Consider the following 21756-nt stretch of genomic DNA (forward strand, 5'->3'; position numbering starts at 1 on the left):
GGTCAGCCGGAGATCCAGTGCCGGCGGCCGACGCTGATCAGGCGCAGCTGGCGGCGGGCGGTGGCGGCGATCCGCTGCCCGCTGTCGGCGTCGGCCTCCAGGAGCGCCGCCGCCGTCAGCACCATGTGGTCCACGTAGAGTTCGGCGACCATCCTGACGTCCGCCTCGCTCCAGTGGGCGGAGACCGGCTGGGCGGCCAGCGCCCGGGCCACCTCGTCGGTGAACCGCTCGAGTTCGGCGGCGATCGCCTCGCGGACCTGACGCACTCCCCCGAACCGCTCGCGGGCGATGAAGCGGATGTGCGCCGGGTGGGCGCGGACGTGGTCGGCGATGACGGCCACGGCGTGGTCGATCAGCTCCTCGGCCTCGCCCTGCTCGGCGAAGGCCGCACGGATCATCAGATGCAGGCTGGCGAGCGCCTCCTCGACCAGGGCGACGCCGAGGTCGGCCAGGTCGCGGAAGTGCCGGTAGAAGCCGGCCGGGGACATCCCCGCCTCGCGGGTGACCTCGCGCATGCCGAGGCTGGAGAAGCTCTGATGCTCCAGCAGTTCCAGTGCGGCGTCCATCAGGGCGCGGCGGGACTGCTGTTTCTGGGCCTGACGGACCCCGGTGGTGTGACTCACGCCATTGAGTAAACAACTGTTTGCCGAAACGCGCCACTCGGGGATAGGCTGAGGAAGTCAGCGAACAGTTGTCATCTCAAGTGTTCGCCGAATGTTCGGATCCCTGCCATCTGCTCACTCCCCAGAGAAGAGCCTCGCAATGAGTCTCCTGCTCGCCGCCGCCCTGCTCAGCCTGCTGGCCGGCGCGGCGCTCCACACCAGCCTGTCCGTCTTCCTCACCGGCGCCACCGCGATCCTCGCCTGGCTGCTCGCCTTCGGCGTCCGCGAAGGCCTCGCCCGCCGCAAGCAGCAGCACTGACCCCAGGGAGCCGCACCGTGGACACCACCCTCACCACCCGCACCGAGCGCCGCAGCGCTTCCGACGCCGACCAGATGGCCGTCGCGTCGTTCGTCCTGGGCCTGCTCGGTCTGCTCGTCTTCAACCTCGTGCTCGGCCCGTGCGCCGTCGTGCTGGCCGTCCTCGCGCTGGTCCGCCGCACCGGCCGGCCGGTCAGGGCGGGCCTCGGCCTCGCCCTCGGCGTGGCCGACCTGGCCGTGCTGGCCTCGTCCGTGCTGATCGGCGGGCACGGCCTGTTCTGGTAGTTCCGGCCCGATCGGCCGTCAGGGCCCGGTGACCTCGTCACCGGGCCCTGTTGCGCTCCCTGGTCCGGTGCATGCAAATGGGTGGTGGGCACGGTCAGGCACCGCGCCCGCACGGTGTCGCGTCCGAACGGTGTCGCGTCCGCAGGAGGTGCGCATGTCGCTCGGATGGCTACGGCGGCACGACCCGGGGCTCGCGGCGACCCGGCGGGCCGGAAGGACGGCCATCCTGATGCCGGCCCTCTTCGCCCTGTGCACGCAGGTCCTGCACGCGCCGACGACGGCGAGCTTCGCCGCGTTCGGATCCTTCTCGATGCTGCTGCTGGTCGACTTCAGCGGCCCCATGACGGAGCGGCTGCGCGCCCAGGCGGGCCTGGCCGTGGCCTGGGCCGTGCTGATCTGCCTCGGCACCCTGGTCGCGCGGCAGGCCTGGCTCGCCGTCCTGACCACCGTGGCGATCACCTTCCTGGTGCTCTTCTCCGGCGTGGTCAGCTCGGTCCTGGCCGGGGCGGCGACCGCGCTGCTGCTGGGATTCGTGCTGCCGGTCGCGACTCCGGCGCCGCTGTCGCAGCTGCCCGACCGGCTCGCGGGGGCGGGGCTGGCGGCCGCCGTGGCGCTGCCCGCGGTCGCCCTGCTCTGGCCCCGGCCGGTCGCCGATCCGCTGAGCACCCCCGCGGCCCGCGTCTGCGTCGCCGCCGCCGCGTACCTCCGCACCGACGCGGCCCGCGCGGCGGGCGGCGACAAGGGGCCGGACACGGCGCACTGCCGGGCCGCGGCGGAGCGGACCGCCGACGCGGGCGCCGAGCTGCGCCGGGCGTTCGACGGCACCCCGTACCGCCCCACCGGGCTGTCCACCAGCTCCCGCACCCTGGTCCGGCTGGTCGACGAGCTCACCTGGCTGACCGGCGTGCTCGCGGACCGCCCGGCCTACACCGAGGAGCCGCCCGCCTGCGACCTCTCCGCCCGCCGGGTGCGGCTGGCCGCCGCGGACGTCCTGGACGCCGCCGCCGGGCTGCTGGCGGACCTCCGCGGCGAGGTCGGCCCGCTGCGCGACCGCGTGGCACAGCTGCACACCGCGATGACCGCGATGGCGGAGAGCTCCACGACCCGGCTGCCGGTCGACCGGCCGGTCGGCGAGGGCCCGGCCGAGGTGTTCGGCTTCATCGCGACCCTCGACTTCTCCTTCCGGGCCCAGGAGCTCGGCTTCGCCGTCCTGCAGATCGCCTCCAACGTGGAGCTGGCCGCGACCGCCTGGCAGCGCAGTTGGCCCGACCGGCTGCTGGGGCGCGAGCCCGACGCCCTGACCGCGCCGCTGGTCTCCGCGCGCGAACGGGCCGCCGCGCATCTGGGTCGCGGCTCGGTGTGGCTGCACAACAGCCTGCGCGGCGCGGTCGGGCTCGGCATCGCGGTGCTGCTGGCCGACCTGACCAGCGTCCAGCACTCCTTCTGGGTGCTGCTCGGCGCGCTGTCCGTGCTGCGTTCCAACGCCCTGAGCACCGGCCAGAACGCGCTGCGCGCGGTGCTCGGCACGGTGGTCGGCTCGATCGTCGGCGCCGGACTGCTGCAGCTGATCGGCCACCACGGCACGGTCCTGTGGTTCCTGCTGCCGATCGCGATCCTGGTCGCCGGCATCGCCCCGGCGGCGATCTCCTTCACCGCTGGGCAGGCCGCGTTCACCATCACCCTGGTGATCCTGTTCAACATCGGCCAGAACCCCGACTGGCACATCGTCGTGCTGCGCGTCCAGGACATCGCGCTCGGCTGCGCGGTCAGCATCGTGGTCGCCCTCTTCTTCTGGCCGCGCGGCGCGGCGGCGGCCGTGGACCGGAACCTCGCGCAGGCCTACACCGCCGGCGCCCGCTACCTCTCCGCCGCCGTCGACTACGCCCTCGGCCACTGCTCGGCCACGCCGGACCCGAGGCCCGCCGCCGCCGAACCCGAGGAGCAGAGCCGCGAGGCGGCCGCGTCGGCCCGGCGGCTCGACGACGCCTTCCGCAGCTACCTGGCCGAGCGCGGCGCGAAGCCGCTGTCGCTGGCCGACACGACCACCCTGGTCACCGGCGTCGTCGGGCTCCGCCTGGCCGCCGACGCGGTGGTCTCGCTGTGGCGGGAGTGCGGGCGGACCCGCACCAAGGCCGACCAGACCGAGGCGCATCTGGCGATCCTGCGCACCGCGGACCGGGTCACCGACTGGTACCGCGGCCTCGCCGCCAGCCTGGACCGGCACACGCCCGTCCCGCCCCCGGTCGCGCTGCGGCCCGAGTCCGCCGCCCGGCTGGTCGAGTCCGTCCGGACCGACCTGGTCGACGGTGAGGGCCAGGCGACCGCCACCGCGGTCCGCATCATCTGGACCGGCGACCACGTGGACGTCGCCCGCAGGCTGCAGCCGGGCCTGCTCGCCGCGGCGGCCCCTGCGGCGGGCCCGGCGCAATAGTTGCGCCAGCCGTATACTTGCCCCAGCCGGTATTTTCAGCCGCGCCCGAGAGGAGACGGATCCGATGACCGCCACGGACCCCGCGCTGACCGCCCTGGCCAACGGCTGGGGCGCGCTGTCCCTCCTGCACAGCAAGATCGAGGCGCACATCGAGCGGGCACTGCAGTCGCGGCACGACCTCAGCGTCCGGGAGTACTCGCTGCTCGACGTGCTGAGCCGCCAGCACGACGGCGAGGGCGGGCACCTGCAGATGAAGCAGGTCGCGGACGCCGTCATGCTGAGCCAGAGCGCGACCACCCGCCTCGTCACCCGGCTGGAGGACCGTCGGCTGCTGTCCCGGTACCTGTGCCCGACGGACCGCCGCGGCATCTACACCGACGTCAGCGAGGCCGGCCTGGAGCTGCTCGCCGCAGCCAGGCCGACCAACGACGCCGCGCTGCGCGAGGCGCTGGACGAGGCGGCCGGCCACCGCGAACTGGCCTCGCTGGTGGCCGCCGTGGAGGCGGTGGCCGCGCCCTCCGCCCCGGCGCAGGCGCGCTGAGGGCCGGTCAGCCGCAGGCGGCGCCGTTGAGCGTGAAGCCGGTGGGCGCGGCGTCACTGGCGGACCAGGTGCCCTGGAAGCCGAAACTGGTGTCGGCGCCGGGGGCGATGGTCCCGTTGTAGGAGAGGTTGGTGGCGCTGACCTTGGCGCCGCTCTGGGTGACGGCGGCGTTGTAGGGGTTGGTGATCTTCTGGTCGCCGCCGAAGGTGAAGCCGAGCGTCCAGCCGTTGACGGCCGTGGCGCCGGTGTTCTTGATGTCGACCACCCCGTTGAAGCCGCCGGCCCATTCGCTCTGCCTGGTGTAGGTCACCTGGCAGCCCGCTCCGGCGCTCGCGCTCGGGGAGGGGCTGGTGCTCGGCGTGCCGCTGGGACCGGAGCTCGCGCTCGGCGACGGCGATCCGCCGCCGGGCCCGGGGCCGAAGGGGAACTCGACGGTGTTCAGCGCCGCCTGCTTGGGCGCGGAGACCGGGGTCGGGTCGTAGCCGTTGTCGAGCAGCCCGTAGGCGTCCTCGCCGTTCAGCGCCCAGTAGGTCCAGCTCAGGCCGTTGCCCTTGATGTACGAGACCAGGCTGCTGAACCACTGCCCCTGCGAGCCCGGCGTGCTGTCGGCCGCGTCGGTGGCCGCGTTCGGCGTGCCGAACTCGCCGACCCAGACCGGCGCGATGTTCTGCTTGGCCAGGTAGCCCCAGTGCTTGTCCCAGACCGCGTCCAGACCGGCGGGCGTCGTTCCTGAGTTGAACCAGGTCTGGGCGTACTCGTGCGGGCCGTAGTCGTGCGCGGAGTAGACGACATGGCCCGGCGAGTCGAGGGTGACCGGGTAGGTTCCCGCGCCGTCGAGGTTGCCGCCCCACCAGTCGGTGGAGTAGCCCCCGCTGACGCTCGCGTCGGGGTAGTTGCTGATGCCCTCGACGAAGACCAGCGCGCCGGGGTCGTCGGCCTCGACCGCGTTGCCCGCGGTCTGCGCGGCCAGCCTCCAGTCGGTCGCCGGGTCCCCGCTGCCCCAGGTGGCCCCGGCGCTGTAGGCCGTGTAGGCCGGGGTGTGCGGCTCGTTGCGCAGGTCGAAGCCGATCACGGTGGAGTTGCCCGCGTACCGCTTGGCCATGGTGTTCCAGTCGGCGAGCCAGGCCGAGGCCGGGTAGGCGCCGGTGTACCAGAGCCCGTTCTGCTCGGCGCTGTTGCCCGCCTCCGAGCGGTGGTCGTCCAGGATGACCTTGAGGTTGTCCTGGCCCGCGTACGCGATGATCCGGTCGAGGATCTGCAGCGAGGTCAGACCCTTGAGATCGGTGTTGATCGGCCCGCCCTGCCCGTAGTACCCGAGGTTGTTCGGCACCGGGTTCGTCTCGACCATCTGGTTGGAGAAGGGGATGCGGACGGTGTTGTACCCGAGGTTCCTCATGTCGTCGATCAGCGCCTTGTAGTCCGCGCTCCACAGGCCGTGGGCGACGGCGTCCGGCGTCTCGAAGCCGTACCAGTTGATCCCCGCGATCCGCACCGGGTTGCCGGCCGCGTCCAGGATCGTGCTGCCCGACGTGTGCCAGTACCCCTGCCCCACCGCCCCGGCGGCGCGGGCCGAACCGGGGAGCGCCAGCGCCCCCGCGAGCAGCGCGCCGGCGGCGACGGCGGGAAGGACCGTTCTCATCGAGCGTGGCAGCGTTCGATTGCTCATGCCTCTAGCCCCTTCGTCCTGGTGGGAGGGTGGGACCGGTCCTATGCCGCCGTGACGCGCATGGTCAACGGACACAGGACCCGGACGCTCCTTGACCTGGTCACGGCAATGGCAGCGGCGAAACTTCCAGCCCGGCCGCCCCGCCTACCGGCTCGCCCTCGTCCGGCTCTCCCGCGTCCGGCTCCGTCCACGAGGGGCAGTTGTACAGGCGGGCCGCGGCCGGGGCCGCGCGAATGACCGCGGCGACGACGTCGGCCGCGAACGGGCCTTCCCCGGGCGGGGCGCCGGTCACGGGCGGGTCGGGGCTCGGTGGCGGCGGGGACAGGCGTGCGCGTCCGCGAGGAGTTCCTGGATGCGCAGTCCGGCGTCGTCCGGATGGTCCAGCCGGGCACGGAACGGCAGCCGTACGTCCTGCTGCGTGCGGGCGCGTTCGAGCCGCAGCACGATGCCGTGCCGGTCCAGGCGCAGCGGGTGCACCCGGGCGACGCCGAGCAGCAGTCGGCTGTCGACCAGCCGGGCCAGCGCGGCGACCGCGTCGAGGTGCCGGTCGACCAGGTGGGACAGCAGCACCGCCTCGCGATCGGCGAGCGGATCCGGCTCGGCTTGCCTCAGCTCGTCCGGGCCGATCTGCTGCGTCGACCCGTTCTCCGTCAGTTCGGCCGCCGCGCAGCGGAATCCCAACATCGCGGTTCCCGCCGGCCCCAGCTGCTCCGCCGGGCCCAGCCACCCGCGCAGCGACAGCCGCGCCCGCACCCGGTCGCGCACCGGCGCGGGCGCCACGTCGGTGAAGTCGAGCCCGACCGCCGCTCCCTGACGGGGCGCCTCCCGCAGCGCGGCGCGCAGCACCCCACCCGGCGGCTCGACCAGCAACAGCCGACCGTTCGCCTCGAAGGCGCGCATCTCCAGGTGCGCGACCTGGACTCCGACGGCGGTCGCCGTCAGCGAGGTGGCCCCGGCCAGGATCGAGCGGGCGCGCTCGGCCGGTGTGGGTTCCGCGGAACGGGCATGCGACATGCGGGCCTCCTGATTAGGTAAGGCTTACCTTACTAGACCGGAGTCGCCGTAGGAATCACCGACAGGCCGTCAGTCCGCCGCCGGGTCGGGCCTCCCTCAGCACACCGGACCGACGAGGAAGTCGAGGACGGCGGAGACGAGCTCCGGAGCGGCCGCCGCGCTCCCGTGGTCGCCGGGGACCTGGACCATGCGGGCGGCCGGCAGCACGGCCACCAGCTCCCGCGCCGAGGCGAGCCGTTCATCCTCGGACCCCATGGCGACCAACGTCGGCACCCGCAGCTCCGGCACCAGGTGTGCGGGGGTGGGCACGATCGAGTCGAGCACGTGCAGCATCGCGACCGGATCCACTCCGCGGGCCCGGAGGTACTCCTCGGACCGGGCCTCGCGCGAGCCCTCGGGGAAGGTGCCCGCCCCGGCGAACACGCTCCGCAGGAAGGCCCCGCCCCGCCGCCCACGCCGAGGATCTCCCGCAGCCCCTGACCGGCGATCACCGCGCGGCCGGGCGTGGCCCCGCGCACCAGCATGCGGGCGGCGATCCTGGCTCCCAGCGAGTAGCCGCCGAGGTCGTACGCGCGCAGTCCGAGGTGGTCGACGAGGGCGAGTGCGTCGTCGGTGAGCACGTCGCGCGGGTAGGAGGCGGCGTCGTGCGGTCTCGCGCTCGCGCCGTGGCCGCGGAAGTCGGGCATGATCACCCGGTGTCCACGCTCGGCGAGCGCCGGAGCGAAACCGGCGTGGAACCACATCTCCGCGTCCGAGGTCAGGCCGTGCAGCAGGAGCAGCGGGCGGCCCTCGCCCAACTCCCGGTAGACCAGGCGCACTCCGTCGGGGGAAGGGAAGGGGACGACATCGGGAATCACCATGCCGGGCACGCTACCCCGCCCTGTGCGAGCTGACGTGTACTCCGAAAGCAGCACATCACGCCCTGTCGGCCGGGCGGTCGCGCCCGTGCTGGCCCACGCTGGCTTGTATGAAGTCCCGGATCCGTTCGTGCGGGCGCACGCTCGCCGCCGCTCTCGCGGCCTGCGGCGTCCTCGGCTCCGCGCTCCCCCTGGCCACCCCGGCGTCCGGCGCGACCCGGCAGCGCCTGGTGTTCGCCGCCGACTTCCGCCCCGCGGCGCTGGGACGTCAGTGGGGCTGGCAGAGCGGATCGTTCGCCGACTGCAGGACCAACCCCGGCGACCACAAGCTGGACGTCCTCACCCGCTCGGCGCTCAGGTTCGACGGCGGTTCGCTCACCATCACCGCCTCGCCCCGCGGCGACGGCTCGTGGAACACCGGGCTGATCACGACCGGGGACTCCTGCTCGACCGGCGGCAGCGGCTTCCAACTGCGCACCGGCGACCTCGTCACGGCGCACCTGAAGTTCCCGGCCGCGACCTCGGGGGCGTGGCCGGCCGTGTGGTCCTGGCGCGCCGGCGACCACGAGATCGACCTGATGGAATGGCACAGCGCGGCGCCGCACCGGCTCGAGTTCGTCAACCACGCCCGCGGGACCTACACCTACTGGTCCTCCTCCGCCGTCCACCCCGGCGCGTCGCTGTGGCTCGGGGTACGGCTGGGAGCCACCCGCGTCACCTGGTACGCCGGAGCCACCCAGAAGACGATGAAGGCCGTCTGGCACGACGCACGCGGCGTCGGGTCGGCCTTCCGTGCCTACCCGGCCATCAGCCTCTCGGTCAGCGACGGCGAGATCTACCCGCGCCCGGCCTCCTCGCGCCCGATCTCGTTCACCGTGTACGACTACCACGTGCTGCGCTGAGCGGGAACGCCGACCGGCCGCTCGGACCACGCCGAGCGGCCGACCGGTGCGGGACCGCCGGGATCAGCCCTCCGTGTCCGAGGACGGGATGTACGCGCCGGGGACGTCGTTCGGAGCGTAGATCCGGCTCTCACCCGGGTACGGCGTGACCCAGTTGTGGGTCTCGTACCAGGTGAGGTGGTTCATCTGCGCCGGGTTGGCGAAGTCGGGCACCGCGTTGGGCCCGGTGAGCCGCTGCTGCGTCTTCCACGCGTTCCACAGCGCCACGATCCCCCGCTCCGCCGCCGGGGCCGGCAGCGTGCGCTGCACCAGGGCGGCCTTCGGGTCCTGCGCCGCGGGGACGTCCACGCCGCAGCTGGGCGGGGTGGAGAGCCCGTCGGTGAGCGAGGTCCGGTTGGGCAGCGCGGTGAACGGCGTGTAGTCCGGCGTCCGGGTGAAGGCCGCGGTCATCGGCGAGGCCGCGCTGTCCTTCTGGTTCATCGGGTGGATCCCGAGGATCTGCTCGATGGTGCGGACCATGGTGATCTGCGTGTAGTAGTGGTCGTCCACCACGCCGTGCTGCGCCCAGGGGCTGATGATCTGGATCGGGGCGCGGTGGCCGTCGACGTGGTCGAGGCCCGCCTGGGAGTCGTCCTCGACCACGAAGATCGCGGAGTCCTTCCAGTAGGGGCTGTGCGAGATCTCGTCCACGATCTTGCCGGTGGCCAGGTCGTTGTCGGCCACCTGGGCGGCGGGGCTCGCCGGGCCGCCGGTGTGGTCGCTGGAGAGCCAGAACATGTTGAGGTTGGCCGGACCGTTCTTCTGGAAGTCCTGCTTCCAGATCTGGTACCGGTACTGGTCGGGCACGCTGGTGTCGAACTTCGGGAAGCCGGAGACCGAGACGCTGTTGAGCGAGGGGATCGGCGAGGCCGAGTTCAGCGTGTAGGCCGTGCCCTGGCCGGTCGCGTCCATGTTCTTGGCGTCGCAGTACAGGTTCTGCCAGCTGGCCGCGGCCGGCTTGGTCAGGAACTGCTGGAACTCGCCGAAGTCCCGCACCGAGTCGCCCGCCGCCTGCGCGCCGGTCCACAGGAAGCCGCTGGACTGGTGGCCGAGCGCGTCGTCCTCGGTGTCGTAGCTGCGCAGGTACTCGCCCGCCGAGGACTCGGTGTACTCGGGGTCGTCGGCCTGCATCAGCCAGTTGTGGCCCTCGGCGGAGTTGGTGCCGATGTCGTAGGTGTTGTCGTAGAGGCCGAACTGGTTCGCCAGCGCGTGCTGGTTCGGCGTCACGTTCTCACCGAACTGGGCCAGCGCCGGGTCGCCGTTGCCCTTGGCGACGTCGCCGAAGACCTGGTCGTAGGTGCGGTTCTCCTTGACGATCAGGAACACGTGCTTGATCGTCGACGGGTCGCCGAGCCGCGCGGGCACCGGCACCGGCTTGGCCTTGTGCCGGTCCGCCGTCGCGACCGCGCCCTGGGTCCAGCCGTTCTGCCGGAAGACCTTGGCGGTCTGCGCGCGGATGACGGAGTCGCCGGGCAGCGTGAAGCGGGTCAGGCTGGAGGTGGTGTCGTGGGTGTTGTGCGCGCCGCTGCTGTCGGGCCGGAGCGCGTCGACGCCGCGGGTGTTCGAGACGACCACGGTGCCGTGCACGGTGGCGATCTCGGCCGGGAAGTAGTCCGTCGGCAGCAGCCCGACGAAGCTGACCGGCTCCTGCGGGCGGGTGTAGCGGTACACCGCCACCGCGTCGGCGCGGCCGAGGGAGACCAGCAGCCGGCCGTCGTCGGTGAGGGTCACTGCGTCGGGCTCGTAGCCGACGGTGGCCTCGGGCCAGGGCTGGGTGGCGATGGTCTGCACGACCTTGTCGCGACGGGTGTCGATGACCGACACGTCGTTGGAGGCCGTGTCGGTGACGAAGACGGCGCCCCTGCTCGCGAAGACGGCGGTGGGGTGCAGGCCGACCTCGATCGTCCCGACGGAGGCGGCCGGGTCGGCCAGGTCGATGACGCTGACCGTGCCGGTCGTCGTCGCACCGGTCGCCGGGTTGGCGGGCACCTGGGTGCCGTAGGAGTTCAGCGTGGTGTCGCCGGCCTGGGCGGTGCGGCCGCCCTCGTTGCTGACGTAGAGCTTGTGGCCGACCATCGCCATGCCGCGCGGGGCGTTGCCCACCGCCCAGCTCTGCTCGACGGCCCCGGTCGCCGCGTTGATCGCGACGACCTTGTTCTGGCCGTTGACCGCCGCGTAGACGGTGGAGCCGTCGGCGGAGAACACCGCCGCGGACGCCAGCGCGTGCTCGGCGCCGACGGCGGGGATCGTGATCGTGGTCGGGTTGGCCAGGCTGCCGTCCGGGTTCACGGTGAACCGGGTGTAGCCGTCGGGCTGGCCCAGCCACAGCTGTGTGCCGTCGGGCGAGTAGACCGGCTTCTCCTGGCCCACCGCGCCGGTGGCGATCCGCAGGTCGTCCGCCGCGTTGGCGCCGACGCGCTGCTGCACCTGACCGGTGCTCAGGTTCACCACGACCAGCGCGGCGTCGCCGTCGGCGACCGAGGCGGCCAGATGACCGCCGTCCGGGCTGACGGTGGACGCCATGAGCTTGCCGTCGTTGATGACGAGCCTGCTGCCGTAGGGGGCGAGGTACTGGTCGCTGGAGATGACCTCGCCCTTGGCGGTCACCTGACCGACCTGCTCGGTGCCGAACTGGTGGGTGCCGGCGACGGCGGTACCGGTGGCCAGGGTGGCGGCGGCGATGCACGCCGTCACCAGGGTCGCCCGGCGCCCGACGCGTCGGCCGAACAGGACGTACTGCTGCTGCTCCGCGACACGCCGGCGGCGCGTTACCTGCATGGAGGTCATCCCTTCGGGGAGGTGGAGAGCAGGTCGACATTGCCGTCGAACTGCCACAGCGGGTTCGGCGCGTCCCCGGTCGGGGTGTGCACCAGGAAGTAGCCGTTCACTTCCTTGGGCCCGTCGCCGTCGGCCTCGAGGCGGCCGTTCGAGCTGACGTCGAGCTGGTAGACGGCGGTCCCCGGCGCGGCCGCGCCGGGAAGTTCCCAGGTGACGACGCAACGCCAGTCGTTGCCCGGTCCCACGGGGTCGACCTGTCCGCCGCTGCGGTCGCAGGCCGCGGTGACCTGCAACTGCCGTTCGGTGACGGCGGGGCGGTGGAGCTGCTCGGTCTGCAGGCGGTAGAGGTGCGCGAAGGCGACGGCCACCGCGCGCTGCACCTTGACCTGGGTGATCCCGGACCCGGTGGAGGGGGTGGCCGCGGCGACCGCGCCGAAGGTCAGCGCGAGCAGTCCCGCCAGGGGCAGCGCCGCGACGGTCACCGCTCGGCGTCCGATGCCGTCCTCGGTGGCGTTGGTGAAGTCGCGTCGCAGGAAGAGCCGCCAGGCCAGGAACGTCGCGGCGAGGGCCCAGACCAGGCTGACCGCCACCGCGACGAGCAGCTGTCCCAGCTGGGCGGGATCGGCGAAGAGCCCGTTCCAGGCGATGAAGGCGTAGCCCGGCAGGGCCAGCCGCAGCGCGACCGGCAGCGGCAGCATCTGGGCGAGCTGCATCGCGACCGCCACCAGCGCCGGCAGCAGCAGCCCCATCGGGGAGCGTCCCAGCACGACGGAGCCGAGCAGGCCGATCGCCGCGAGCGCCAGGGTGGGGGCCAGCGCGCAGGCCCAGGCGAGCAGGACGTCGCCGGCCGCGTCGGACGGTGTCAGCAGATGGCCGTCGAGGCCGACCAGCGGCCGGTCGCCGACCGTCGCGAGCCCGCCGACGGCGCTGGAGGCCACCAGTCCGCCCACCAGCAGCGTGAGGACGGTGACGCTCGCCAGCGCCTTGGCGGCGAAAACGGTCCGCAGCGACCTGACCGCGACCAGCAGGTGCCGCCAGGTGCCGAGCCGGTCTTCGGCGGCGAAGACGTCCCCGGCGACCACCGAGGTGAGCAGCGGCAGCGCCCAGGATCCGGCGAAGCCGAGCACGACCAGCGGCCCGGCCCAGCCCGTGGCGTGCATCCAGCGCCCGAAGAGGGTGTCGGAGGGGAGGGTGCCCTGCTGGCTGACGGCGGCGACGAAGAGGCCGGGCACGGTCCAGCAGGCGAGCACCAGCAGCCGGATCCGCCACTGCGAGACGAGCTTGACCAGTTCGAACCGGTAGGCGCGGCGGAGCGGCACGCGCAGCAGGTCGTCGTCGGCCGGGGCGGCGGCCCCGGCGCCCGCGTGGGCGGGCTCGTCGGTGAGGGTCGCGCTCATCGGCCGTCCTCCGGTTCTTGGGTCAGGGCGAGGAAGGCGGCCTCCAGCGGCGAGACCACGGGCGCGACCTCGCGGACCGCGATGTCGGCCGCCACCAGCGCCGCGACCAGCCCCTCGACGGCGGGCGTCCGCGCCCGCACGACGAGCGCCTCGGCGCCGCGCCACAGCGCGGGTTCAGGGGCGACGCGGAGGCCGGGGATCCCCGAGGCCATGCGGCGGGCGGCGCGCGGGTCCGAGGTGAGCAGCCGGTGGTCCAGCTCGCGGTTCTCATCGGCCAGCTTGGCCGGCGGGCCGGAGAAGCGGACCCGTCCCGCGGCCAGGATGGTGACCTCGGAGCAGAGCGATTCGAGGTCGTCCATGCGGTGGCTGGAGAGCACGACGGTGGCGCCCGCAGCGGCGAGCCGGGTGAGGACTGCGTGGACGTGGTTCTTTCCCGCGGGATCGAGGCCGTTGGCGGGCTCGTCGAGCACCAGCAGCCGGGGTTCGGTGAGCAGCGCGGCGGCCAGTCCGAGGCGCTGACGCATGCCCAGGGAGAAGCCGCGGGCCCGGTCGTCGGAGACATCGGTGAGACCGACCTCGCCGAGCACGTCGTCGATCCGCTTCGAGCGGGCGTCCAGGCCGTGCAGGGCGGCCAGAGCGGCGAGATTCTGCCGTGCGGTCAGCGAGGGGTACAGGCCAGGGCCGTCCACGAAGCCGGCAACGCCGCGGGGCGCGGCGAGCGCCCGTCCGGCGGGCCGGCCCAGCACTTCGAGGCTACCGCCGTCCGCGACGGCGAGGCCGAGCAGCAGGCCGAGCAGCGTCGTCTTGCCGGCGCCGTTGGGCCCGAGCAGGCCGTGGATCTGGCCGGGGGCGAGATCCAGGTCGACTCCGTCCAGGGCGACGACGTCGCCGAAGCACTTGGTCACCCCACGAGCCCGTGCCGCACGTTGCGTATCCATAGCCCCCCGTCTCGCAGGCCCGGGGAAAACCTAGGACTCGTCAGAACACGCTCAGGGACGCTCGCCTGAACGTTCGTGGAACGGAGGGCGACCTACTGCCGGGCGGACCGGCCGTCTACGCACGATACGCCCCACGGGCCCCTTCGGGTCACCGCCGCACCGACGGGGCGGGGCGTGCGGTGCGCCTGCTGCTGTGCTCCATCGGTATGGCTGTGGGAGTGTCCTGCGCGGTTCCGCCGAAGCGGGCAGCTGATGGTGAGTCATGACTCGTAAGAGAACCGCACTGACGTGCGCCACCGCGCTGCTGCTCTCCTGTGCCCCCTTCCTCGCGGGGGCCGCCGCGCCCGCCGACGCGTCGCCGGGAGGCGACCGCGACTGCGCCGCCTCGCGGGGCCCCGTGCACGGCGAGGCGCGCGCCGTCGTCGACGCCGTCACGAAGGCCCAGCACGATCTGAAGCTCCGGGCCGTCGTGGTGCGGGTGACCCAGGACGGCCACGACGTGTGGACCGGCGCGCTCGGCCCCTCGATGACCGGCGTGCCCGCCCGCACCGACATGCGCTTCCGTGCGGGTTCGGTCGCCATCACCTACATGGGGACGATCCTGCTGCAGCTGGCCGACGAGAAGCGGATCAGCCTCGACGACAAGATCTCGCGCTGGCTCCCCGAGGTGCCGCACGCGAACGAGATCACCCTCCGGATGCTCGGCGACACCACCAGCGGCTACCAGGACTACGTCAAGAACCCCGCCTTCGCCGCCCGGATCCCGGTCGACCCGTTCAAGCAGTGGACCTCGAAGGAACTGCTGGGCTACACGAACCCGAAGACCCTGCTCTACAAGCCGGGCACCAACTTCAGCTACGCGCACGGCAACTTCCTGCTGCTGGGGCAGGCGCTGGAGCGGATCACCCACACCCGGCTCGACCGCCTGCTGGAGCAGCGCATCTACCGCCCGCTCGGGCTGCGGTCGACTTCGAACAGCTTCACCCCCGACATCCCCTCCCCCGTACTGCACGCCTTCACCAGCGGGCGCGGCCCGTACGAGGAGTCGACGTACTGGAACCCGTCCTGGACCACGGCGCCGGGCGCGGTCATCACCCAGGACGTCTGCGACCTGGCCCGCTCGGCCGCCGGGATCGGAGCGGGGCGGACGCTGACCCAGCAGGGTTACCGGACGCTGCTCGACCCGGGCACGATCGGCCTGGGCAAGAAGACCAAGCAGTGCCCGTTCTGCTTCCCGCAGACCAAGGCGGCGCACTTCGGCATGTCCGTGATCGTGGTCAACAACTGGCTCTTCCAGAACCCCTCGTTCACCGGCTACGCGGCGATCATGGCGTACCTGCCGTCCAAGCACCTGTCGATCGCGGTCGCCGCGACGGACTCGCCGAACTCCGACCCCACGGTCACCAACCTGGCCCAGAACGTCGCCGAGGCGATCTCCAAGCCCCTGGTGCCGAACAACCCGCTGACCGTGGGTCCCTTCTGAGCCCAGCGGTTCCGGCGACAGTCCTTCCGTGATCGTTTGCGAGCACCCGCAATGTGCATTTGCATATATCCCGCGTGTGCAATTATTGTGAATGCACACTAGGTGCCCACTCAAGCAATCACGGAAGGGTCGAGCCCATGCCTCTCGCACTCCTCGCACTCGCCATCGGGGCCTTCGGAATAGGCACCACCGAGTTCGTGGTCATGGGTCTGCTGCCGCAGATCGCCGGGGACTTCCACACCTCCGTTCCCACCGCCGGTCTGCTGGTCACCGGCTACGCGCTCGGCGTCGTGGCCGGCGCGCCGCTGATGACCGCGCTGGGCGCCAGGGTCAGCCGCAAGCGGATGCTCATGCTGCTCATGGGGCTGTTCACGGTCGGCAACGTGCTCTCCGCGCTCGCACCGAGCTTCCCGCTGATGCTGGCCGGGCGCGTCGTGACCTCGCTGGCACACGGCGCCTTCTTCGGCATCGGCGCCGTCGTCGCCGCCGACCTGGTCGCCCCGACCAGGAAGGCCGGCGCCATCGCCACCATGTTCACCGGCCTCACCGTCGCCAACGTGGTCGGCGTGCCGCTGGGCACCTTCGTCGGCCAGGCCGTCGGCTGGCGCGCGACCTTCGGCGGCGTCGCCGCCCTCGGCCTGCTGGGGCTGCTCGGCATCGCGCGGCTCGTACCCGCGCTGCCCCGCCCGGAGGGCACCCGCCTGCGCCGCGAGCTGGCCGCGTTGCGCAACGTCCAGGTCGTCCTGGCGATGGCCATGACCGTGCTCGGCTTCGGCGGCGTCTTCGCCGCGATCACCTACATCGCGCCGATGACGACCCACGTCGCCGGCTACTCCGAGGGCGCGGTCACCTGGCTGCTGGTGCTGTTCGGCGTCGGGATGTTCCTGGGCAACCTGCTGGGCGGCCGCTACGCCGACCGCAGGCTGATGCCGATGCTCTTCGTCACCCTCGGCGGACTCGCGGTGGTGCTGGCGCTGTTCACCCTCACCGCGCACAGCAAGGTCCTCACCGCCGTCACGATCCTGCTGGTCGGAGCGCTGGGCTTCGCCACCGTCCCCCCGCTCCAGAAGCGGGTGCTCGACCAGGCCCACGGCGCGCCCACGTTGGCCTCGGCCGTCAACATCGGCGCCTTCAACCTCGGCAACGCGCTCGCCGCGTGGCTCGGCGGGCTCGTCATCTCCGCCGGGCTCGGCTGGACCGCCCCGAACTGGGTCGGCGCGCTGCTGGCCGCCTCCGCGCTGGTCCTGGCCGCCTGGTCCGCCGCCCTCGAACGCCGCGGCTCCCGCCGCGCCGAGGCGGCCGTCGCACCGGACGCGGCGGCCCCCCGCCCCGCCCTCCACCACGTCTGACCCTCCCCCACTCCCGCAGAGGAAAGACCGCACCATGACCACCCCGGCCGTCCCCACCGTCACCCTCGACAACGGCGTCGCGATCCCCCAACTCGGCTTCGGCGTCTTCCAGATCCCGGACGACGAGACCACCGCGGCCGTCACCACCGCCCTGGAGGCCGGCTACCGCAGCATCGACACCGCCGCGATCTACGGCAACGAGGCCGGCGTCGGCCGCGCCCTCGCCGCCTCGGGACTCCCCCGCGAGGAACTCTTCGTCACCACCAAGCTGTGGAACGCCGACCAGGGCTACGACGCCACGCTGCGCGCCTTCGACGCGAGCCTGGCCGCGCTGGGTCTGGACCATGTGGACCTCTACCTGATCCACTGGCCGGCCCCGGCCCGCGACCTCTACCCGGACTCCTGGCGCGCGATCGCCCGCCTCACCGCCGAGGGCCGCGTGCGCGCCGCCGGCGTCTCCAACTTCCAGCCCGCGCACCTGCGGCGACTGATCGACGGCAGCGGCCTCGTACCCGCCGTCAACCAGATCGAACTCCATCCCGGCCTCCAGCAGTCCGAACTGCGGGCCTTCCACGCCGCCCACGGCATCGCCACCGAGGCCTGGAGCCCACTCGCCCAGGGCGCGGTCCTGGACGACGCCGTGGTCACCGCCATCGCCGCCCGCACCGGCAAGTCCCCCGCCCAGGTCGTCCTCCGCTGGCACCTCCAGCTCGGCACGATCGTCATCCCCAAGTCGGTCACCCCGTCCCGGATCCGCGAGAACCTCGACGTCTTCGACTTCGCCCTCACCGACGCCGACCTCTCCGCCCTCTCCACCACCGACCGCTCCCTGCGCACCGGCCCCGACCCCGACACCTTCAACTGAGCCGACGCCTCGGAGGGATCCGGTTGTCCCCGACACCGGGGTACGTGAATGATCTCCGCATGAGCCAGTACTTCGAGCTGGGCGGGCAAACCCTGTGGAACCCGTCCAACGGCGTGGCGCGGATGTTCCTGCGTCAGGTCGCCGTCTTCGAGACCGAGCTCGGCCTTCCCTCCGGCATCGGCGAGATGCGGGACGACGAGTGCCAGATCGACCCGGCGGCATACGCGGCGTTCGTCGACAGCCTGCTTGCCCGGCACGTGCGAACGACCCACGCCGTCCTGATCGCCCTGTCCGAGGGCTTCGTCACGACGGTGCTGGTCCTGGCCGAGCGGGCCGGGATCGAGCCCGGCCGGCCGGATGGCGGAGCCGCGGGCGTTCGGGAGGAGATGGCCCGGCTTCGGGAGGCGTCCCGCGCGCTGGGCGAGAGCATGGCCCGCTGAGCGGCCGCCGCGTCAGCTCAGGTGGAAGAGCGGGCCCCTGGGGGTGAAGGGGAGGGAGGCGCCGCGGGGGAGGAGGTAGGCGTGGTCGCGGGCGCGGATGCGGAGGACGTCGCAGTCGCCGTCGGTGATGATCAGGAGCGGGGCGGTGGGTGGGAAGTCCGGGGCGCGGGTGAGGAGGTCGACCCCCGGTTGGAGGACGGTGCCGCCGCGGCCGTGGACGCGGACGCGGCCGGCGATGTCGGCGACCGGGAGGTAGCCGGCGTCGTGGGGGGCGGCGTCGCAGAAGACCACGCGGGCGGCGGGAACGTCGCGGGAGGCCGCGTAGGAGGCGATCGCGCCCAGCGCCTTGCCCAGGAGGGTGCGGCTCATCGAGCCCGAGGTGTCCAGCAGGACGCCGAAGGTGCAGCGGGCCACCTCCTCCGGCGGGAAGTACCGTCCGGCGCGCGGGATGTCGGGGGTCGCGGACTGGCGGCGCGCCGGGCGGGCGTAGGACCGGACGGCTTCGGGGCGGGGCACGAACTCGTCGAACCAGCGGGCCAGACGCGCGTCCCACGGCAGCGGCGGCTGGGCCAGCGCGCGGATCTCCTCGACCAGACCGGCCGGCAGGAGGCCGCGGTCGCGCTGGTGCAGCTCGAAACCCTGCTGCAGGCCGCGGCGGTAGAACTCGTCCAGGTCCACGAAGGTCCCGCCGCGCCCGTCGCGCGGCAGCGGCTCGCCGAGGATGTCGCCGAGGCCCTTGCCGCGCAGCGTGGCCAGGCGGCGCAGCCTCCGCTGGTCGCGGACGATGCGGTCGTAGACCTCCTCCGCGGACAGGCCCCGCAGCTCAGGGTCGTGCAGCAGCCCCTCCGGCATCTCGCCGACGCCCATCTCCAGCAGCCAGCCGTTGACGACATAGTCGGCGGCCACGTTGAACAGGTAGGGGTCGCGGCCGCCCGCCCGCTCGCCGTGGCGCAACGCGGCGTGGAGCATCTCGTGGGCCAGGATGAAACGCCACTCCTCGTCGCCGTACCGGCGCAGCGGATTGACGTAGATCTCGCCCGCCTCGGCGTTGACGGCCGCGACGGAGATGCCGTGGGCCCGCGCCAGTTCGGCGTCGGCGACCAGGGTGAGGCCCGCGGCGAGGCCGCCGAGCAGCGGGTAGGATGAGACGAACCAGCTGAGCGCCCGCTCCCACGGGCGCTGCGGCAGGCGGGCGCCCGTGAGTTCCTGGCGGCGGCCCGCCGCCAGGTCCATCGCGGCGGAGACGGTGCTGGTGAGCGCGTGGGCGAAGGCGAGCGTCCAGTCCTGCGGACCTTGCCAGCCCGTCCACGGCTCGAGCACCTGGTCCGGCTCGGTCCCGGCGACCCCGCAGGCGGCGTACTCGGCCGGGATGCCGTCGCGCCGCCAGCGGGAGGTCAACTGCTCCTCGTCGGCGCCCGGATGGACAGCGGGGATCCCGTCGGGTGCGCGGCCCACCCCGAAGGTCGCCAGGAAGCGGTTGACGACGGTGCAGCGCGCCGCGAGCTCGAACCTGTCGGGCTGGGTGCGCGCGCCGCGCAGGGCGGGGACGTGCCCGAATCCGAGGTGCAGCAGGGCGTGCGCGAGCGCCCACGCCCACTCCTCCGGCTCGGCGCGGCGACGCCGGTTGTGGTGCACCAGGCCGTTGGAGGTGACCACCGCCCAACCGCGGTGCCCGTGGTGCGGGCAGACGTTCTCCGCCCGGGTGCAGAGCGTCACGGGGACGGCCGCCAGCGCGGTGTTGCGCTGGACCAGCGCCATCCCCGCGGCGAACGCGACGGCGGCCGGGTCCTGCTCAGGCTCCGACGCGCCGCCGCGACGCCGTGCGCTCACCGACGCGCCTCGACCAGCCGCGGCATGTCCCTGGCGGCCTCGATGAGGAACCACGCGGGGAGCACCGGACTGCCGTCCGGACCGTCCGCGATCACGGTCTGGGCGACCTCCACGGAGATCTCCGCGAGCTGCACCAGCAGCGACTTGGCCCGGTAGGCGGTCTGCCGGACCGAGGGCGAGGCGTGCTCCTTACTCGTGGGCAGCTGCTTGACCAGACGGCCCCGGAAGGCGTCGGCCAGGTAGAACAGCAGGTCCCTGTCCTCGATCCGGTTCGGCCACGAGGCGTCCCCCTTGAGGATCGCCTCCAGGCCGTAGGAGTGGCGGACGATCTTCGCGTAGCCGCAGAACGACACCGCGTGGGCGGGCGTCAGGAGACCGTGGGTGAGCACCTTGAGCGTGGGCTCGTCCAGCGTCGGGCCGAAGGAGTGCAGCGCGTCGGAGAGCATGTGCCAGGCCCGCGGCGTGGAGAAGGGCTCCTCGGTCTTGGGCGGCGCGGACCACAGGTGGTCCGGGCGGTCACCGAGGTAGTCGGCGACCCACGGGTGGATCCCGCTCCCGGCCGCCCAGCCCAGCCAGTCCGTGGCGCTGGCCCGCAGATGGACGTGGACCAGCCGGTTGACCAGCGCGGAGGGCATCAGCCTGGCGAGCGCGCCGTCGGTGGCGCGGTTGCCCGCGCCGATGACGATGCTGCCGGCGGGCAGCTCGTAGGAGCCGATCCTGCGGTCCAGGATCAGCGAGTAGAAGGCCTTCTGAACGTCCGGAGTGGCCGCGTTGAGCTCGTCGAGGAAGAGGCAGTACGGCTCCTCGCGGGCGACGGCCTCGGGCGGGCAGAAGCGGGAGCGCCCCTCGGGGGTGATCTGCGGGACGCCGATCAGGTCCTCGGGTGCGAGCTGGGTCCCGAGCAGCGACACGCACTCCAGCCCGAGCGACTGGGCGAACTGGTTCACCAGCGAGGACTTTCCGATCCCCGGCGCGCCCCACAGGAACACGGGCCGCACCGTGGCCAGTCCGAGCAGCAGCTCGGGCACCTGCGACGAGGACACCGTGACGGAACTCTGCACAACACTCCTCGACGGGATTCGTCCGGCGCGACGGATGCCCGACCGGGACGCCAGTATGAATCGGGGAGTTGGAGCGACGCACCCGACTTTTGCGCCCGGCGGGGGGTCTCAGTCGGTGGCGGGGAGTGCGTAGCCGTGGTCCGGGGTGAGGATCGACGTGACGGCCCCCGCGGGAGGCTGCTCGGCTCGGAGCCGTTGTGACGGCGCCCGGTCCCCTCCCCGGCACGGTCGGACCGCCCCCGGCGAGTCCACCCGTACGGCCCCGGCAGCCCGGCCTTGGCGCCGGTGGGCCCGGGTCGTCACCGGGCCGGATCACGGCTCCAGATCTAGCATTGATCAAGGATGTCGTTCCGCCGACCCGAGACGCGAGGAGGGACGCCGGTGGCGGCTGTCGTTCCCACCGCCGCGGAGGGTGACGCCCCCGACGTGCCGCGCTCCCTCCTCCGGAGTCTGTTCGCGGATCCGGCCGGAACGCCCGAGGAGCTGGCCCTGTTCGCGGTGCGCCGCAGAGGGCCACGGGCGGAGGCGGTCGTGGCCCGGATCAGGGGCCGCGATCCGACGGCGGGCCAGGAGCAGTTGCACGCGCAGATCACGGCCCGCGGCATGCGGGCGTGCGTGGGCCAGGGCGCCTTCGTGGGCGGGCCGTTCCTGCTGCTGATCCCGGTGGCCTTCTGCGCAGCGATTCTCGCGCAGGCGCAGCTGACCCTGGAGCTGGCCGCGCTGGCCGGAAAGGATCCGCGGGCGCCGGAGCGCGCCGCCGAACTGCTGGTGCTGCAGGGCGCGCATCCCGACGTCGACGCCGCCTCGGCCGCCCTCGAGGCCCACGATCGCCGGCACACACGCGAGCGCCATCCGCGCGGCCGGTGGGTGGGTGCCTGGCAGGTCTGCTGGCGGATGGCCGGGCTGCTCGGGCTGACCGGGGTGGACGACCCGGACCGGCCCCTCCCTCCTGGCCGCGCC

General features: G+C 73.0%; 19 protein-coding genes. 9 read left to right on the plus strand and 10 right to left on the minus strand.

All coding sequences use genetic code 11. The features are described 5' to 3' along the window. Positions 1–2: 2 nt before the first annotated feature. Positions 3–623 (minus strand): TetR family transcriptional regulator, encoded by a 621-nt coding sequence (locus tag BS83_RS25985; protein WP_037605965.1) that lies wholly within the window; start codon positions 621–623, stop codon positions 3–5. 139 nt (positions 624–762) lie between these two features. Here BS83_RS25985 and BS83_RS46645 point away from each other — a divergent pair, with 139 nt between their 5' ends. From BS83_RS46645 to BS83_RS26000, 4 genes are all read left to right on the plus strand, one after another. After that, positions 763–921: a hypothetical protein gene (locus BS83_RS46645; RefSeq protein ID WP_198035300.1), complete on the plus strand. Its 159-nt coding sequence runs from the start codon at positions 763–765 to the stop codon at positions 919–921. 17 nt (positions 922–938) lie between these two features. Then, positions 939–1205 carry a hypothetical protein gene (locus tag BS83_RS25990; RefSeq protein WP_051943950.1) on the plus strand — a complete coding sequence of 89 codons (267 nt, stop codon included), beginning with the start codon at positions 939–941 and terminating at the stop codon, positions 1203–1205. A 154-nt stretch (positions 1206–1359) separates the two neighbouring features. After that, on the plus strand, positions 1360–3636 hold the full coding sequence (locus BS83_RS25995) for an FUSC family protein (protein ID WP_037605966.1): 2277 nt from the start codon (positions 1360–1362) through the stop codon (positions 3634–3636). A 64-nt stretch (positions 3637–3700) separates the two neighbouring features. Further along, complete coding sequence (locus BS83_RS26000) at positions 3701–4177, plus strand: MarR family winged helix-turn-helix transcriptional regulator (RefSeq protein WP_037605967.1); 477 nt, start codon at positions 3701–3703, stop codon at positions 4175–4177. 7 nt (positions 4178–4184) lie between these two features. Here BS83_RS26000 and BS83_RS26005 read toward each other — a convergent pair whose 3' ends face one another. The 3 genes from BS83_RS26005 to BS83_RS48980 all read right to left on the minus strand — a co-directional run bounded on the left by BS83_RS26005 (position 4185) and on the right by BS83_RS48980 (position 7717). After that, positions 4185–5843: a cellulase family glycosylhydrolase gene (locus tag BS83_RS26005; RefSeq protein WP_232248490.1), complete on the minus strand. Its 1659-nt coding sequence runs from the start codon at positions 5841–5843 to the stop codon at positions 4185–4187. A gap of 288 nt (positions 5844–6131) precedes the next feature. Beyond that, positions 6132–6857 carry a DUF2470 domain-containing protein gene (locus BS83_RS26015; RefSeq protein WP_037605970.1) on the minus strand — a complete coding sequence of 242 codons (726 nt, stop codon included), beginning with the start codon at positions 6855–6857 and terminating at the stop codon, positions 6132–6134. Positions 6858–6889: 32 nt separating this feature from the next. After that, the gene (locus tag BS83_RS48980) at positions 6890–7717 is read right to left on the minus strand and encodes an alpha/beta fold hydrolase (RefSeq protein ID WP_198035301.1); all 828 of its coding nucleotides are present in this window, start codon (positions 7715–7717) and stop codon (positions 6890–6892) included. Between the two features lie 107 nt (positions 7718–7824). On the opposite strand from BS83_RS48980, the gene BS83_RS26025 reads away from it, so the two are divergent. Then, the gene (locus tag BS83_RS26025) at positions 7825–8616 is read left to right on the plus strand and encodes a LamG domain-containing protein (protein ID WP_051943951.1); all 792 of its coding nucleotides are present in this window, start codon (positions 7825–7827) and stop codon (positions 8614–8616) included. 63 nt (positions 8617–8679) lie between these two features. Here BS83_RS26025 and BS83_RS26030 read toward each other — a convergent pair whose 3' ends face one another. From BS83_RS26030 to BS83_RS26040, 3 genes are read right to left on the minus strand one after another with little or no spacing between them, the layout of a single operon-like run. Continuing rightward, complete coding sequence (locus BS83_RS26030) at positions 8680–11433, minus strand: bifunctional YncE family protein/alkaline phosphatase family protein (RefSeq protein WP_037605971.1); 2754 nt, start codon at positions 11431–11433, stop codon at positions 8680–8682. Between the two features lie 5 nt (positions 11434–11438). Next, on the minus strand, positions 11439–12830 hold the full coding sequence (locus tag BS83_RS26035) for an ABC-2 family transporter permease (RefSeq protein WP_037605972.1): 1392 nt from the start codon (positions 12828–12830) through the stop codon (positions 11439–11441). Then, positions 12827–13768 (minus strand): ABC transporter ATP-binding protein, encoded by a 942-nt coding sequence (locus BS83_RS26040; RefSeq protein WP_037605973.1) that lies wholly within the window; start codon positions 13766–13768, stop codon positions 12827–12829. The genes BS83_RS26035 and BS83_RS26040 overlap by 4 nt, the downstream gene beginning before the upstream one ends. A 262-nt stretch (positions 13769–14030) precedes the next feature. Here BS83_RS26040 and BS83_RS26045 point away from each other — a divergent pair, with 262 nt between their 5' ends. The 4 genes from BS83_RS26045 (at position 14031) to BS83_RS26060 (ending at position 17905) form a co-directional block, all read left to right on the plus strand. Then, positions 14031–15251: a serine hydrolase domain-containing protein gene (locus tag BS83_RS26045; RefSeq protein ID WP_051943953.1), complete on the plus strand. Its 1221-nt coding sequence runs from the start codon at positions 14031–14033 to the stop codon at positions 15249–15251. Positions 15252–15388: 137 nt separating this feature from the next. Next, the gene (locus BS83_RS26050) at positions 15389–16600 is read left to right on the plus strand and encodes an MFS transporter (RefSeq protein ID WP_037605974.1); all 1212 of its coding nucleotides are present in this window, start codon (positions 15389–15391) and stop codon (positions 16598–16600) included. 34 nt (positions 16601–16634) lie between these two features. After that, positions 16635–17465, plus strand: a complete 831-nt coding sequence (locus tag BS83_RS26055) for an aldo/keto reductase (RefSeq protein ID WP_037605975.1) — start codon at positions 16635–16637, stop codon at positions 17463–17465. Between the two features lie 59 nt (positions 17466–17524). Beyond that, the gene (locus BS83_RS26060; RefSeq protein ID WP_037605976.1) at positions 17525–17905 is read left to right on the plus strand and encodes a DUF6086 family protein; all 381 of its coding nucleotides are present in this window, start codon (positions 17525–17527) and stop codon (positions 17903–17905) included. A gap of 12 nt (positions 17906–17917) precedes the next feature. On the opposite strand, the gene BS83_RS26065 is transcribed toward BS83_RS26060, so the two are convergent. From BS83_RS26065 to BS83_RS46650, 3 genes are all read right to left on the minus strand, one after another. Continuing rightward, positions 17918–19735 carry a vWA domain-containing protein gene (locus BS83_RS26065; protein WP_037605977.1) on the minus strand — a complete coding sequence of 606 codons (1818 nt, stop codon included), beginning with the start codon at positions 19733–19735 and terminating at the stop codon, positions 17918–17920. After that, complete coding sequence (locus BS83_RS26070; RefSeq protein ID WP_037605978.1) at positions 19732–20796, minus strand: ATP-binding protein; 1065 nt, start codon at positions 20794–20796, stop codon at positions 19732–19734. The genes BS83_RS26065 and BS83_RS26070 overlap by 4 nt, the downstream gene beginning before the upstream one ends. Before the next feature lie 336 nt (positions 20797–21132). After that, positions 21133–21633, minus strand: a complete 501-nt coding sequence (locus tag BS83_RS46650) for a hypothetical protein (protein WP_051943955.1) — start codon at positions 21631–21633, stop codon at positions 21133–21135. Between the last annotated feature and the right edge of the window lie 123 nt (positions 21634–21756).

Origin of the sequence: Streptacidiphilus rugosus AM-16 (genome assembly GCF_000744655.1) — a bacterium.
Taxonomy (GTDB): Bacteria; Actinomycetota; Actinomycetes; order Streptomycetales; family Streptomycetaceae; genus Streptacidiphilus; species Streptacidiphilus rugosus.

Bases quoted from the DNA above. Each gene is read 5' to 3' on its own strand.
- BS83_RS26030 (WP_037605971.1), bottom strand. From the start codon at position 11,433: ATGCAGGTAACGCGCCGCCGGCGTGTCGCGGAGCAGCAGCAGTACGTC.
- BS83_RS26015 (WP_037605970.1), bottom strand. From the start codon at position 6,857: ATGTCGCATGCCCGTTCCGCGGAACCCACACCGGCCGAGCGCGCCCGC.
- BS83_RS26025 (WP_051943951.1), top strand. From the start codon at position 7,825: ATGAAGTCCCGGATCCGTTCGTGCGGGCGCACGCTCGCCGCCGCTCTC.
- BS83_RS46645 (WP_198035300.1), top strand. From the start codon at position 763: ATGAGTCTCCTGCTCGCCGCCGCCCTGCTCAGCCTGCTGGCCGGCGCG.
- BS83_RS26040 (WP_037605973.1), bottom strand. From the start codon at position 13,768: ATGGATACGCAACGTGCGGCACGGGCTCGTGGGGTGACCAAGTGCTTC.
- BS83_RS26055 (WP_037605975.1), top strand. From the start codon at position 16,635: ATGACCACCCCGGCCGTCCCCACCGTCACCCTCGACAACGGCGTCGCG.
- BS83_RS26000 (WP_037605967.1), top strand. From the start codon at position 3,701: ATGACCGCCACGGACCCCGCGCTGACCGCCCTGGCCAACGGCTGGGGC.
- BS83_RS26045 (WP_051943953.1), top strand. From the start codon at position 14,031: ATGACTCGTAAGAGAACCGCACTGACGTGCGCCACCGCGCTGCTGCTC.
- BS83_RS26035 (WP_037605972.1), bottom strand. From the start codon at position 12,830: ATGAGCGCGACCCTCACCGACGAGCCCGCCCACGCGGGCGCCGGGGCC.
- BS83_RS26050 (WP_037605974.1), top strand. From the start codon at position 15,389: ATGCCTCTCGCACTCCTCGCACTCGCCATCGGGGCCTTCGGAATAGGC.
- BS83_RS26060 (WP_037605976.1), top strand. From the start codon at position 17,525: ATGAGCCAGTACTTCGAGCTGGGCGGGCAAACCCTGTGGAACCCGTCC.
- BS83_RS48980 (WP_198035301.1), bottom strand. From the start codon at position 7,717: ATGGTGATTCCCGATGTCGTCCCCTTCCCTTCCCCCGACGGAGTGCGC.
- BS83_RS25995 (WP_037605966.1), top strand. From the start codon at position 1,360: ATGTCGCTCGGATGGCTACGGCGGCACGACCCGGGGCTCGCGGCGACC.
- BS83_RS26005 (WP_232248490.1), bottom strand. From the start codon at position 5,843: ATGAGCAATCGAACGCTGCCACGCTCGATGAGAACGGTCCTTCCCGCC.